The sequence below is a fragment of the Rhizobium chutanense genome (genome assembly GCF_002531935.1).
Classification (GTDB): Bacteria; Pseudomonadota; Alphaproteobacteria; order Rhizobiales; family Rhizobiaceae; genus Rhizobium; species Rhizobium chutanense.
In genome coordinates this window covers 1-13875 of sequence record NZ_NWSV01000010.1, presented here as the reverse complement: position 1 = coordinate 13875, position 13875 = coordinate 1, and the positions used below count along the sequence as shown (strand labels likewise).

The window sequence follows — 13875 nt, the reverse complement described above, 5'->3', positions numbered from 1 at the left end:
TCAGGAACTTCGTCAAGCGGTCGAAGGATATCGAAAGCGAACGAAAGTGCCGCGACGCGAAACGCGCGCGGCACATCGCCGTAGTCAGCAGCAGATCAGCCGAGCTTGACGTCGAGCGTGATCGGAACGGCGGCGAGCGCCTTGGAAATCGGGCAGCCGGCCTTCGCCTTGTTGGCAAGCTCGGTGAAGGTCGCCTCATCGGCGCCGGGAATACGGCCGGAGAGCGAAAGATGGATGGCGGTGACGGCAAAGCCGCCCTCGACGCTTTCGAGCGTCACCTTGGCCGAGGTTTCCATGTGCTCGGCGGTGAAGCCGGCTTCGCCAAGGATCAGCGACAGCGCCATGGTGAAGCAGCCGGCATGGGCAGCACCGATCAGTTCTTCCGGGTTGGTGCCGGGAATGCCTTCGAAGCGGCTGGCAAAACCGTAGGGATAATCCTTCAGGGCGCCGCTCTGCGTCGAGATCAGGCCCTTGCCGTCCTTGAGGCCGCCGCTCCAATGAGCCGAAGCCGTGCGATTGATCTGCATGCCGTCCTCCTGTTTGCGATTGTGTCTTCAGGAAGCGGCAGGGCGCCGCTCCAGGCCTGTGGGAGATCGGATCGCTCCCCGATGGGCAATATAATGCTCTATCTCCAGAAGACGACAGGCTTGTAAAAATCAGCCGCCAAGGCGCCTCAGACAGGATGCTGCAGCACGCTGAGGCCGCCGTCGATCGTCAGGCAGGTGGCGTTGATGAACGGGCACTCGTCCGAGATCATGAACACCGCCGCCATGGCGATTTCTTCCGGCGTCGCGATCCGCCCGCCGGGATGCAGCCGCATCGTCTCGGCCTTGGCCGCCTCCGGATCGGGGAATCCGTTCCAGTAATCGATCACCTTCTGCGTCGCGACATAACCCGGCGCCAGCGCGTTCACCCGGATATTGCGGGCGGCATATTCGAGGCCCAGCGATTTCGTCATCCCGAGCAGCGCGTGTTTTGCCAGCGGATAGGGAAATGTGTGCGGGATGATGGTGAAAGCATGCGTCGAGGCGATATTGAGAATGACGCCGCCGCCCTGTTCGATCAAGCCGGGCAGCACCGCCTTGCAGCAGTTCCAGGCGCCCTTGAGATTGAGGTCGAAGCAGCGGTTCCATTCCTCGTCCGTCGTCTCGAGCGGCTCGGCAAAGACATTGACCCCGGCATTGTTGACCAGCGCGTTCAGCTGGCCGATCTCTTTGCTCGCCCGCGCGACCGCCGTCGCGATCGTTCCGGCATCGGTGATATCGGCCGGCAGATAACCGAGCCGGCCGCCGCCGCTCGCAAGCTCTCCTGCTGCCCGCGCCAGCAGCGCCCCATCGCGGTCGATGAGAAAGACGGCGGCATTCTCCCGGAGGAACGCCTTGGCGATCGCAAGGCCGATCCCCTGCGCAGCACCTGTGATCAGAATGTTCTTGCCCTGCAGGCGGCTGCCCATCTTTCAGCCCTCCGTTTGAACCGGCAGCGACGACATCCGGATCGTCACTGTGCCGGCAAGAACCTCGCCCGGCGCCAGCGGCTTCAAGCCCCCGAAACCAGGCAGGTGATGCCCGTTCGGCAGGTGGCTCATCGGTTCGAGGCAGAAGAAGTCGCTGCGATTGACCGGCATATAGATCATGAAGCGATCGAGCGCGCCGTCGGCTTCCAGCGCTGCCTGAATTCCAAGCTCCGGCCAGGCGATAATGGCCCGCCCATTCCAGCCCTCAAACGCGTTGTTCATCCACATCTGCGGCAATAATTTTTCGGATCTGAAATCGAAGTGGTCAGGCACAGGACCGGGCATGTCGGGGAGATTGTCCGGCCGCTCGCTCCAATAACGATCAGCCGCAACCGTCAGCCTCGTCTTTGGCGTCCGCGCAAAGAAGGGATGTTGACCGAGCCCGAAGGGAAGCGCGGTTTCGCCGCGGTTTTCCACCGAAAGCCTCAGCACCACAGCGTCGCCGGCAAGACGGATCTCCTGCCGGGCCAGATAGGCATAGGGTGAAACCTTATCGGCGCTGCGGGAAAAGCAGAACTGCGCATGCTCCATGCCGGCCTCTTCTATCTGCCAGAGGCCGAGCCAGCCGTCGCCGTGCCGATAGAGCGGATCGGAGGTATTGGCCTGAAAGGCATAGTCGCGTCCGGCAAAGGACATGGCGTTGCCTTCCACACGATTGCCGAACGGCACCATCGCAAAATTCGCCATCGCACCATCCGGCCCGCCGGCCGCCACGAGAAAGGGCGTCTCCCGATAGGTGGCGGCGGTGACGGCTGCGCCCCGCGGGCTGACCCGGACGGCGAGATCGCCATGCCTCAGCTCGATTTCATCCGCAGCCCATCCTTGGTTCATCCGCGTCGCCCCGCAGCCGAAGATCTCAAATTGTCGAGCAGCACCGCGATCAGCAGGATCAGCCCGCGCACGACATACTGATAGAATGCCTGGATGTTCAACAGATTCATAACGTTTTCGGCAATGCCCATGATCAAAACGCCGACGACGACACTACCGAAACGCCGGCAGGAAGCGTCGTAAAGCGGATCGAATTCGGATAATGAAGTTCAGCGGCAATACCCGCCGATCGCCCCCAGGAAGAGACCCAGGAACCACGATGAAGATCACCAAACTCACCACCTATATCGTTCCGCCGCGCTGGCTGTTTCTGAAGATCGAGACCGATGAGGGCATCGTCGGCTGGGGCGAACCGGTTGTCGAAGGCCGTGCACTGACCGTCGAGGCCGCTGTCCACGAACTGGAAGACTATCTGATCGGCAAAGATCCCTTCCTGATCGAGGACCATTGGACCGTGATGTATCGCGGCGGCTTCTATCGCGGTGGCGCCGCCCATATGAGCGCGATCTCCGGCATCGACCAGGCGCTCTGGGATATCAAGGGCAAGGCGCTCGGCCAGCCGATCCATTCGCTGCTCGGCGGGCAGCTGCGCGACCGCATCAAGGTCTATTCCTGGATCGGCGGCGACCGTCCTGCCGATGTTGCCAACAACGCCAAAGACGTGGTCGCCCGCGGCTTCAAGGCGATCAAGCTCAATGGCTGCGAGGAGATGCAGATCGTCGACACCAACGAGAAGGTGGAGAAGGCCGTCGAAACCATCGCCGCCATCCGCGAGGCGATCGGCCCGCATATCGGCATCGGCGTCGATTTCCACGGCCGCGTCCACAAGCCGATGGCCAAGGTTCTCGCCAAGGAACTCGACCCCTACAAGCTGATGTTCATCGAGGAACCGGTGCTTTCCGAAAACAAGGAAGCGCTGCGCGATATCGTCAACCATACCGCCACACCGATCGCGCTCGGCGAACGGCTCTTTTCGCGCTGGGACTTCAAGCAGGTGCTCGCCGACGGCTATGTCGACATCATCCAGCCGGATCTTTCCCATGCCGGCGGCATCACCGAATGCCGCAAGATCGCGGCGATGGCCGAAGCCTATGACGTGGCGCTGGCGCCGCATTGCCCGCTCGGCCCGATCGCGCTCGCCGCCTGCCTGCAGGTCGATGCCGTCAGCTACAACGCCTTCATCCAGGAACAGAGCCTCGGCATCCACTACAACAAGGGCAACGACATTCTCGACTATATCTCCAACAAGGAAGTGTTCCATTATGCCGATGGTTTCGTCTCGATTCCTCAAGGGCCCGGTCTCGGCATCGAGGTCGATGAAGCCTATGTCGTCGAGCGCGCCAAGGAGGGCCACCGCTGGCGCAACCCGATCTGGCGGCACGCCGATGGCAGCTTTGCCGAGTGGTAACAGATAAGGGTCGCGCAAGCGGCCCTTTTTCATGCATCGTGTCGGACATCGAGCCTCTTATCCGTCATAGGAGAAGCTCAAGAGGAGGTTTCCATATGGCCAGAGCGATCGCAATCATCCTTGCCCGCATCATTTTCAGTTTTATCTTCTTCATGGCGGCCGGCTTCAAGTTCGCCGGCATCGGGACGACGGCGGACTACATCGCTGCCGCCGGTTTTCCGATGGCGACATTCCTGGCCTGGATCGCCGCTTTCTTCGAGATCGCGCTGGCGCTTGCTTTCATAACAGGCGCCTTCTTCACCGAGGCGAGCCTTCTGGCCGGCATCTACGTGATCTTCCTCGCCTTCGCCTTCCACGGGCCATCCCATTGGCAGCAGAGCCAGGCCGAAATCGGCTTCTTCATCGATCACTTCACCTTCCTCGCCGGCCTGCTCTTTGCCGCCGTCCACGGGCCGGAGAAATGGGCACTTCGGCACAGTCTTCTTCGATAGCTCCATCGACGCGCGCCCTTCGGAACCAACAGCCGTGCCGAACATTGGCCTACCGGCAAACGGCAAGGAGAGACCGCTCATGGAGCTGAAGGGAAAGGTCGCATTGGTCACAGGTGCCGGTTCGGGCATCGGCAAAGCCGCCGCCTTGCGGCTCGCCGCCGAGGGAGCAGAGGTCGCCGCTCTCAGCCGCACCGCCGAAGAAGTCGAAAAGAGCTGCGCCGAAATCAACGCCGCCGGCGGCCGGTCGATCGCCTTGACGGCCGATACCAGCGACGAAGCGCAAATGCGAGCCGCGGTGAAGACACTGACAGAGACCTTCGGCGGCCTCGATATCGTCGTCGCCAATGCCGGGATCAACGGCGTCTGGGCACCGATCGACGATCTGAAGCCTGATGAATGGGACAAGACGATCGCCGTCAATCTGCGCGGCACCTATCTGACCCTGCATCTGACGGTGCCGCACCTGAAGCGCCGCGGCGGTTCGATCGTCGTCGTCTCCTCGATCAACGGCACCCGCACCTTCACCACCCCCGGCGCCACCGCCTATACCGCCACCAAGACCGGCCAGGTCGCCATGGTCCAGCAGCTTGCCCTCGAACTCGGCCGTCACGGCATTCGCGTCAACGCCGTCTGCCCGGGTGAGATCGAGACCAGTATCGGCGCCAATACCGACAGCCGCCATCACCAGGAGACGGAGGTTCCGGTCATCTGGCCGGAAGGCGATATCCCGATTGCCGGCGGCAAGGCAGGCAAGAGCGAGGATGTCGCCGAAACCATCCTGTTCCTGGCCTCCGAGCGGGCCCGGCACATCACCGGCACGCCGATCTGGATCGACGGCGGCCAGGGCCTGCTGCGATAGCGCTTAATCCTTCCAGGCTCAGCTGTTCAGCCGGGCGCCGTCGAGCGTGTAGAGTTCCTGCGCGCGCTGCACGCCCCGCAGCGCATAACGTCCGACGCAGGCAAGCACCGCACGCTGGTCTTCCGGAATCGCCGCGGCGAAATCGGAGGAGATCAACAGGTTGAGATCGACCGAACGGCACATCGAGGCGATGCGGCTGACCTCGTTGACGGCAGGACCGATGACGGTGAAATCAAGCCGGTCCTGGCTGCCGATATTGCCGTAGAAGACATCGCCGATATGCAGGCCGATATAGACGTCGGTCGTTGGCCTGCCGTCGGCCGCCCGCGCAGCGTTCAGCGTGGCGAGCTTTTCCCGCAGCAGCGATTCGGCGGTAAGCGCCGCACGGCAGGTCTCGGCCGGCACCTCGCCCTTGAAGATGGCGAGCACCCCGTCGCCGATCAGCTTCAGCACGTTGCCGCCGGCCGCATGGACCGCCGAGATCGCCACCTCGCTGTAATCGTTGAGCAGCGGGATGATTTCCTCCGGCGGCACACGGTCGGAAATCTTGGTGTAGTTCAACAGATCGGAAAACCAGAGCGCGGCGGAAATCCGCTCCGATTTGCCACGGCTGATCTTGCCTTCCATCACCTGGCGGGCCGCATCCTCTCCCAGATAGACCTCCGCAATGGTGCGCGCGATACGCCCGAGCGCGATGCACTTGATCGCCAGCCCCAGCACCGGCACGAGCTTGCGCAGGATGGCGAGATCGTGGTCGGAAAAGCCCTCGGGATGTCTGGTTGCGAAATGCGAGAAAAAGCAATCCATTTCACCGATCGTGCCGGCTTCGCTGAAACGATGCATCATCGCCACGAAATCGGTGTGGCCAGCTTCCGCGATCTTGTCGAGCATGGTGAAATCGATCGGATCGCCGAAGCCGATGCGTCGGCGCACCTCCCGCTCGTTGCCCGACCAAAGGTGGTAGAAGGCCGAACGCTGCCAGCTCGACGCCGCTTCGCCCGAACCCGTCGGGCCATATTCGAATTCCGTCTCTATCTCCTCCACGCTGTCCCAACGGAAGGCGCGGCCTTCATGCACGGGGTGCAGGGTGTCCATCAGCGCCATGCCGCGATCGAGCGGCAGGCCGGCATCCCGACAGGCCGCGCAGAAGCCGGTCATGAGCTCGGCTTCCGAAGCGCCTTTCAGCCCCTGCTCCGTGACCCAGGCTGCGATACTGCTGACGTCGCTGTAATCCATGACGCTCACCTTCACTCGTGTCTAAGCTGTAGCGCGAATTCCGCGCTGAAGGAAAGCCAATCGGCTCAATCGCCTGTCGGTATATTGTAGGGCGTGACGATTTCGACGGAGGAAAGCGAGGCCGCAACCGTGCGTCCCGATCTTTGTGCTCGGCTCATGATCGCCCGGAAGGCAGAGCGCGCATCGGTTCTAAGATCGTGATGCAACACGAAGCCGATCAGACGTGCGGCGAGCAAGGCGCGGTTATCGGCGTCCAAATCATGGGCGACAAAGACGCCGACCGGGCGCCTGGCCGCATCGAAGGCCGAAAGCACCGCCCGGTTGCCGCCGCCGATCGAATAGACGGCGTTGATCGTGGGATCGGCCGCAAGAGCTGCCGCCGCCAACGTTCCCGTCGCCGCATCGGCGCCGTGCCCCTCGCTGATTTCGCTGATGCCGATCTCGGGATAATGGGCGCGAATGATGCGGCGAAAGCCGATTTCGCGCTCCTCCTCGCCGCGAAACCGCCCGCTCGACAGCGTCACCAGCACCTTGCCGCCCCGGTTCCCGAGCACTTCGCCGATGAGATAGGCCGCCGTCTCGCCCGCCGCCCGATTATCGGCGCCGGCATAGGCGATCCGCGCCGAATTCGGCAGGTCGGTCACCAGCGTCACCACAGGAATGCCGGCCGCAGCCAACCGGGCGACGGCGGCAGCCACTTCGGCGACATCGGGCGCCTTGAGCACGATGCCATCAGTGCCGCGCAGGCGGATGCGGTCGAGAAGCTGCACCATCTCGACCGGCTTCATCACTTCGGCGAAATGGAACCGGCAGCGGAAGACGCCGGGTAGGAAGGCCGCCATCTCCGCCTCGAAGGCGGCGCGCACCGCATCGCTGAACCGCTGCGGCGTCTCCATGACGATATCGATCGCCAGCGTTCGGCCGCTGCCCATCGCGCCGGCCTGCTGCTTCTCCAGCTCGGCGATCGCCGCCTTCACCCGCATCTCGGTCTGCCGTCGCACGCCCGGCCTGCCGTTCAGCACCCGGTCGACGGTCGCCGTGCTGAGGCCTGCCTGGAAGGCGATGTCCTTGACGAGAAAGAGATGGGCCATGGTTCGATCTGATGGTTTTTTGATGGATTCTTGATCTATATCACCTGAGATCGCGGCGTATAGTGCCCGGGAAAGAGGAGGAGCCCGCCATGAAAACCGATAACCCGCAGAAACTGCGCGCCGACCGCGTCTGGCTGAGCGAAGAGGCCTGCGATCTCGACGATTTCCGCAGCCTTGCGAAAAAGACGACTGTGCTTGCCGATTACCCCACGGCGTCCGCGGTCGAAAAAAACGTGCTGATCTATGAAAGCCGCAAGGTGATGGCCGCCGCCGCGACACCGGAAGGCCGCCGCGCTGTATTGGCCGAAATCTGCGAGGCCTTCGGTGAAGGCCCCGGCGTCGTTGTGTTCAAGCGCGCTTACGAAGACACTGGCATCATCGACCGCGCCAGCGCGATGTTCGACGCGATCATCGAAGAACAGCACCGCACCGCCACCGGCGGCGGCGATCACTTCGCCAAGCCCGGTGCCAACGACCGGATCTGGAATTCGCTGGAAAAACATTGCCTCGCCGACCCGGCGAATTTCGCCGAGTATTACGGAAACGCCATTATAGCACTCGCAAGCGAAGCCTGGCTCGGCCCGAGCTACCAGATGACGGCGCAGGTCAACCGCGTCAATCCGGGCGGTGCGGCGCAGTCGGCTCATCGCGATTATCATCTCGGCTTTCAGTCGTCTGCGGTGATCGAGCAATTTCCGGCGCATGTGCACCGGCTTTCGCCGGTGCTGACGCTGCAGGGCGCGGTCGCCCATTGCGACATGCCGCTCGAAAGCGGCCCGACACTCTTCCTGCCGCACAGCCAGACCTATGTGCCGGGTTATCTCGCGCTCAAGCGGCAGGAGTTCCGCGATTATTTCGAGGCCAATCATATCCAGCTGCCGCTCGAAAAAGGCGACGTCGTCTTCTTCAATCCCGCCCTTTTCCATGCCGCCGGCACCAACCGCTCCGCCGACATCAAGCGCGTCGCCAACCTGCTGCAGGTCTCCTCCGCCTTCGGCCGGGCGATGGAAACCGTCAACCGCGAGAGGATGAGCGCCAGGCTCTTTCCGGCCTTGAAGAGCTTGCAGGCCAGACTCTCGCCCAACGCAATCGCCAATGCCGTCGCCGCCTGCGCCGAAGGCTACTCCTTCCCGACCAACCTCGACCGCGACCCGCCGCTCGGCGGACTGGCGCCGAAGACGCAGGCACAGCTGATGCATGAGGCGTTGCGCGATGGCTGGAGCGACGAGGCCTTTACGGCAGCGCTTGCCGAGCAGGCGAAAAGGAAGCTGAGCTAGGGAAGTTGGAGCCCCACACGGCACAGCCATAAAATTCTCCCGCACCCGCAGGAGGCACATCACCAAGGAGGAACCACATGAGCACAGACCACGGCCGCCTCGACGGCAAGATCGCCATCGTCACCGGCGGCACGCAAGGCTTGGGCGCCACCATCGCCCGCCTCTTCGCCGAACGCGGTGCGGAGGGCGTCGTCATCTGCGGCCGCAACGAAGCCAAGGGCAAGGCGAAAGCCGCGGAGATTTCGGCCGCGACCGGCGCCAGGGTCGTCTACGTCAAGGCCGACCTCGGCAAGGTCGAAGACGCCAGGAATGTCGTCCAGGCCTGCGATCAGACCTTCGGCCGGGTCGACGCGCTGGTCAATGCCGCGGCCATCACCGATCGCGGCACGATCCTCGACACCAGCCCGGAACTCTTCGACGCCATGTTCGCCGTCAACGTACGCGCGCCGTTTTTCCTGATGCAGGAGGCGGTGAAGGTGATGCGTCGCGAACAGACCGAAGGCACCATCGTCAATATCGGCTCGATGTCGGCCAAAGCGGGTCAGCCCTTCATCGCCGCCTATTGCGCCTCCAAGGGCGCTTTGGAAACGCTGACGAAGAACACTGCCTATGCGCTGTTGCGCAATCGCATCCGCGTCAACGGCCTCAATATCGGCTGGATGGCCTCCGAGGGCGAGGACCGCATTCAGCGCGAATATCACGGCGCGCCCGCCGACTGGCTGGAGAAGGCGGCGGCAGGCCAGCCTTTCGGCCGCCTCGTCGATCCGCATGAGGTGGCGCGCGCCTGCGCTTACCTCTCCTCTTCCGAATCCGGCCTGATGACCGGCTCGGTCATCTGCTTCGACCAGTCGATCTGGGGCGCTTATGACGGCTCGCCGCACCCGGTCGCAGCCCTCTAGGAAAAGCAGAGCCCGGCAATTCCGTTGCCGGGCTCTGGCACCTCCAGATTTTTGCCGCTAGGAAGAGGCGGCAGCATTCAGGGAGGAAACTGGCGTGGCCGACAATCCGCTTTACGACATCCGCGACGAGCGTTTCAGCGCCCTGGTCATCGGCAGCGCCGCACTTGAAGAGCTTTATTCCGGCTGCCGCTGGACGGAAGGCCCGGTCTGGTTTTCCGACCTGAACTGCCTTCTCTGGAGCGATATCCCGAACGAACGCATGATGCGCTGGACGCCTGACGGTACGGTCTCCGTCTTCCGCTCGCCCTCCAATTATGTCAACGGCAATAGCCGCGACCGGCAGGGCCGCCTCATCTCCTGCGAACATGGCGGCCGCCGCGTCACCCGCACCGAGCCGGACGGCGCGATCACCGTTCTCGCCGACAGCTACAAGGGCAAACGACTGAACTCGCCGAACGACGTCGTCGTGCATTCCGATGGCGGGATCTGGTTCACCGACCCCACTTACGGCATCCTCTCGGACTACGAAGGCCACAAGGCCGAGCCCGAGCAACCCACGCGCAACGTCTACCGCATCGACCCCGCAAGCGGTGCGATCGAAGCAGTCGTCGAGGATTTTATCCAGCCGAACGGCCTTGCCTTCTCGCCCGACGAGACGAAGCTCTATATCGCCGATTCCGGCTCGGCAAAACATGACGTGCCGCGCCACATAAGAGTTTTCGACGTCGTCGACGGCAGGAGGCTGACGAACAGCCGCTATTTCTGCAGCCTCGACGTCGGCAATCCTGATGGCTTCCGCTTCGATGTCCAAGGCAATCTCTGGACGAGCGCCGGTGACGGCGTGCACTGCTTTTCGCCTGACGGCACCCTGCTCGGCAAGATCCGGGTGCCGCAGACGGTGTCCAACCTCACCTTCGGCGGCCCTAAGAAAAACCGGCTCTTCATCACCGCGACGCGTTCGGTCTATTCGATCTATACCAAGACCAACGGCGCTCAATATCCGTAGGAATTGGACGCGGCGCCCGGTACTCGACAGGCACAGCTGACGATATCGTTATCGTCGGCTGAAGCAATTCCAGCAAAAGTCTGCAGCGGTTCCGGATGACGGCATGCCTGAAAAAAGCTAAAGCGCGTCTCATGAATCAAATTCAATGGGACGCGCTTGCGCGGCTCGCACCATATGCATCAAGGAGGAATACAAGATGACCCGATCTTCACCCGCCGAGAGGCACCGCACCGTTGCTGATGCCATCACCGGGAGAGCCTGAGATGCGGTCCGTCGTTTCCTTCAACGAAGGCTGGAGTTTCCACGAGAGCTTCGGCCAGCGTCTGCTCGAAAGCTTTGATGCCGCCAAGTCGGTCAGTCTGCCCCATACTGCTGTCGAACTGCCCTTCAACTATTTCGACGAGACCAGCTACCAGCGCGCCTTCACCTATCAGAAAGTGCTGCGCTGGCTGCCGGAATTCGAGGGCCGCGAAATCTCGCTCGTCTTCGACGCCGCCATGGCCGACAGCGTCGTCTACTTGAACGGCGAAGAAATCATCGCCCATAAGGACGGCTACACCCCTTTCGAAGCCCGCCTCACCGGCAGGCTCGTCAAGGGCGAGAACCTCGTGACCGTGAAGATCGACGGCAGCGAGAACCCCGCCATTCCGCCCTTCGGCGGCCGCATCGATTATCTCACTTATGCTGGCATCTACCGCGACGTCTGGCTGAAGGTCACCGACCCTGTTTCGATCCGCAATCTCAAGATCGAAACCGCGGACGTTCTTGCACCGGAGAAGTCGGCAACCATCCGTGTCGATATCGCCAATCCCGAGAGCCGCAGCTTCTCGGCGACGGTCACCGCGACGCTGAAGCAGGCGGACGGCACGGTGATCGCCACCGCCGCAACCGAAACGATCGGTGACCGTGCCCGGCTTTCCTTCGGCGGCCTGACCGGCATCGCGCTCTGGGACATTGCCGATCCCAGCCTCTACGAGGTCACCGTCGAACTCAGGACCGAGCACGGCTCCGACCGTATCTCGACCCGCTTCGGCTTCCGCACCGCCGAATTCACGCCGGAAGGTTTCCTCTTGAACGGCAAGGCGCTGAAGCTGCGCGGCCTCAACCGTCACCAGGCCTTCCCCTATGTCGGTTATGCCGCCGGCCGCTCCGCCCAGGAGCGCGACGCCGACATCATGAAGAGCGTGCTGAAGTGCAATATCGTCCGCACCTCGCATTATCCGCAGTCGAAATGGTTCCTCGACCGCTGCGACGCGATCGGCCTGCTGGTTTTCGAGGAAATCCCCGGCTGGCAGCATATCGGCGATGCCGACTGGCAGAAGGAATCGATCGAAAACGTCCGCCGCATGATCGAGCGCGACTGGAACCATCCGTCGATCATCATCTGGGGCGTGCGCATCAACGAGTCCCAGGACAGCCACGATTTCTACGTCGAGACCAACCGCCTGGCCCGTGAACTGGACAGCACCCGCCAGACCGGCGGCGTGCGTTATATCACCGAGAGCGAGCTGCTCGAAGACGTCTACACGATGAACGACTTCATCCTCGGCAATGAGGAACTGCCGGGCTCCAACCGCCCGCGCACCGCGCTGCGCGGCCAGCAGGAAAACACCGGGCTTTCCACCAAGGTGCCGTACCTCATCACCGAGTTCAACGGCCACATGCACCCGACGAAGATCTACGATCAGGAGCAGCGCCAGGCCGAGCATGTGCGCCGTCACCTGGATGTGCTGAACGCCGCCTATGGCGATCCCGATATCTCGGGCGCCATCGGCTGGTGCATGTTCGATTACAACACCCACAAGGATTTCGGCTCCGGCGACCGCATCTGCTATCACGGCGTCATGGACATGTTCCGCGAGCCGAAATTCGCAGCCTATGCCTATATCAGCCAGTGCGATCCGTCCGACGAGATCGTCATGAAGCCGGCAACCTTCTGGGCACGCGGCGAACGCAATATCGGCGGCGTGTTGCCGCTGATCATTCTGACCAATTGCGACGAGGTGGAGCTGCAATATGGCGCGCTTTCCAAGCGCATCGGTCCGGACCGCGAGAATTATCCGCATCTGCCGCATCCGCCCGTCGTGCTCGATCATCGCCACTTCACATCAGACGAACTCGGCACTTGGGGTCTCGAATGGATCGACGGCACTCTGACCGGCTATATCGACGGCCAGCCGGTGGCGAGCCTGATGCTGGCGGCCGATCCCTTGCCGACGACGCTTGAGATCGTTGCCGACAGCCAGACGCTGAAGGCCCGCGAACGCGACAGCACGCGCGTCATCATCCGCGCCCTCGATCAGTGCGGCCAGCGCCTGCCGTTCATGAACGACAGCATTTCGCTGAAGGTGCATGGCCCGGCGAAAGTTGTCGGCCCGGCCAATGTGCCGCTGCAGGGCGGCACTGCGGGCTTCTGGCTGGAGGCGACAGGATTTACCGGGGAAATCACCGTCGAAGCGGTCTCCTCGCGTTTCGCGCCGGTAACGCTTGCAGTGACGGCCGTCGCCTAGCGTAGGCACAAGGGATTAGAGCGCCTTCGCGCTCTAATGGCCGTCACACGATCCTGGCCTGGCTCTCGGGATCGAAGAACACGGCCTTGTCGAGGTTGAAGGCAAGGCGCGTGCTTTGTCCGGGCGCGATGCCGGCATCGGCGCGCAGGCGGGCGACGACGGATTTGCCGCCGAGCTTGGTGACGGCGAAGGTGTCGGAGCCGGCCGGTTCGACCACCTCGATCAGGCAGTCGCCCTCGGTGAGCATGCGCGCCTTGCGGTCGGCGCCGTCCGGATCGGTCAGCGCCTCGGGGCGGATGCCGAAGATCACCGGCTTGCCGGTATAGCGGGTCAGACCATTATTGCCTGCCATGACCGGCAGCTTGAGCGGGGCGGCATTCGGCCGCTCCAGCGAGACCTCCAGCCCGCCGGCGCCGTTCTCGACGGTGGCGTTGAGCAGGTTCATCGCCGGCGATCCCATGAAGTCGGCGACGAAGAGATTGGCGGGGCTGTTATAGATCTCGGCCGGCGTGCCGAACTGCTGCAGCACGCCGTCCTTCAGCACGGCGATCTTGGTCGCCAGCGTCATCGCCTCGATCTGGTCATGGGTGACATAGACGAAGGTGGTGCCCATGCGCTGGTGCAGCCGCTTGATCTCGGTGCGCATGTCGACCCGCAGCTTGGCGTCGAGGTTGGAGAGCGGTTCGTCGAACAGGAAGACCTGCGGATTGCGCACCAGGGCTCGGCCCATGGCGACACGCTGGCGCTGGCCGCC

Annotated in this window: 13 protein-coding genes and 1 pseudogene; 7 read left to right on the top strand and 7 right to left on the bottom strand. The window is 62.9% G+C overall.

Going from position 1 to position 13875, the window contains the following annotated elements; genetic code table 11:
* Window positions 1–95 precede the first annotated feature (95 nt).
* From CO666_RS17090 to araH, 4 genes and pseudogenes are all read right to left on the bottom strand, one after another.
* Complete coding sequence (locus tag CO666_RS17090; RefSeq protein ID WP_097613269.1) at window positions 96–527, bottom strand: OsmC family protein; 432 nt, start codon at window positions 525–527, stop codon at window positions 96–98.
* A 146-nt stretch (window positions 528–673) separates the two neighbouring features.
* The gene (locus tag CO666_RS17085; RefSeq protein WP_097613268.1) at window positions 674–1453 is read right to left on the bottom strand and encodes an SDR family oxidoreductase; all 780 of its coding nucleotides are present in this window, start codon (window positions 1451–1453) and stop codon (window positions 674–676) included.
* Window positions 1454–1456: 3 nt separating this feature from the next.
* On the bottom strand, window positions 1457–2344 hold the full coding sequence (locus CO666_RS17080) for an aldose 1-epimerase (protein WP_097613267.1): 888 nt from the start codon (window positions 2342–2344) through the stop codon (window positions 1457–1459).
* Window positions 2341–2496, bottom strand: a pseudogene (gene araH / locus CO666_RS17075) (L-arabinose ABC transporter permease AraH); the annotation flags it as partial. The gene CO666_RS17080 and the pseudogene araH, both read right to left, overlap by 4 nt.
* Before the next feature lie 107 nt (window positions 2497–2603).
* Here araH and dgoD point away from each other — a divergent pair.
* The 3 genes from dgoD to CO666_RS17060 all read left to right on the top strand — a co-directional run bounded on the left by dgoD (window position 2604) and on the right by CO666_RS17060 (window position 5102).
* Complete coding sequence (dgoD, locus tag CO666_RS17070; protein ID WP_097613266.1) at window positions 2604–3752, top strand: galactonate dehydratase; 1149 nt, start codon at window positions 2604–2606, stop codon at window positions 3750–3752.
* A gap of 95 nt (window positions 3753–3847) precedes the next feature.
* Complete coding sequence (locus tag CO666_RS17065) at window positions 3848–4243, top strand: DoxX family protein (protein WP_097613265.1); 396 nt, start codon at window positions 3848–3850, stop codon at window positions 4241–4243.
* Between the two features lie 79 nt (window positions 4244–4322).
* A complete protein-coding gene (locus CO666_RS17060; protein ID WP_097613264.1) occupies window positions 4323–5102 on the top strand; it encodes an SDR family oxidoreductase in 780 nt (259 codons plus the stop codon).
* An 18-nt stretch (window positions 5103–5120) separates the two neighbouring features.
* Here CO666_RS17060 and CO666_RS17055 read toward each other — a convergent pair whose 3' ends face one another.
* Both CO666_RS17055 and CO666_RS17050 read right to left on the bottom strand, forming a co-directional pair.
* Window positions 5121–6338, bottom strand: a complete 1218-nt coding sequence (locus tag CO666_RS17055; protein ID WP_097613263.1) for an adenylate/guanylate cyclase domain-containing protein — start codon at window positions 6336–6338, stop codon at window positions 5121–5123.
* A 65-nt stretch (window positions 6339–6403) separates the two neighbouring features.
* Window positions 6404–7429, bottom strand: coding sequence for a LacI family DNA-binding transcriptional regulator (locus CO666_RS17050; protein WP_097613262.1), 1026 nt, complete (start codon window positions 7427–7429; stop codon window positions 6404–6406).
* An 89-nt stretch (window positions 7430–7518) separates the two neighbouring features.
* Between CO666_RS17050 and CO666_RS17045 the strand changes: the two genes are divergently transcribed.
* The 4 genes from CO666_RS17045 (at window position 7519) to CO666_RS17030 (ending at window position 13121) form a co-directional block, all read left to right on the top strand.
* Window positions 7519–8706, top strand: coding sequence for a phytanoyl-CoA dioxygenase family protein (locus tag CO666_RS17045; protein ID WP_097613261.1), 1188 nt, complete (start codon window positions 7519–7521; stop codon window positions 8704–8706).
* A 77-nt stretch (window positions 8707–8783) separates the two neighbouring features.
* Entirely contained in the window at window positions 8784–9605 is an 822-nt protein-coding gene (locus CO666_RS17040) for an SDR family oxidoreductase (RefSeq protein ID WP_097613260.1), read from the top strand.
* A 94-nt stretch (window positions 9606–9699) separates the two neighbouring features.
* Window positions 9700–10611 (top strand): SMP-30/gluconolactonase/LRE family protein, encoded by a 912-nt coding sequence (locus CO666_RS17035; protein ID WP_097613259.1) that lies wholly within the window; start codon window positions 9700–9702, stop codon window positions 10609–10611.
* 263 nt (window positions 10612–10874) lie between these two features.
* Window positions 10875–13121 carry a glycoside hydrolase family 2 protein gene (locus CO666_RS17030; protein WP_097613258.1) on the top strand — a complete coding sequence of 749 codons (2247 nt, stop codon included), beginning with the start codon at window positions 10875–10877 and terminating at the stop codon, window positions 13119–13121.
* Between the two features lie 43 nt (window positions 13122–13164).
* Here CO666_RS17030 and CO666_RS17025 read toward each other — a convergent pair.
* On the bottom strand, window positions 13165–13875 hold a 711-nt coding region (locus CO666_RS17025), incomplete at its 5' end, for an ABC transporter ATP-binding protein (protein ID WP_425352413.1).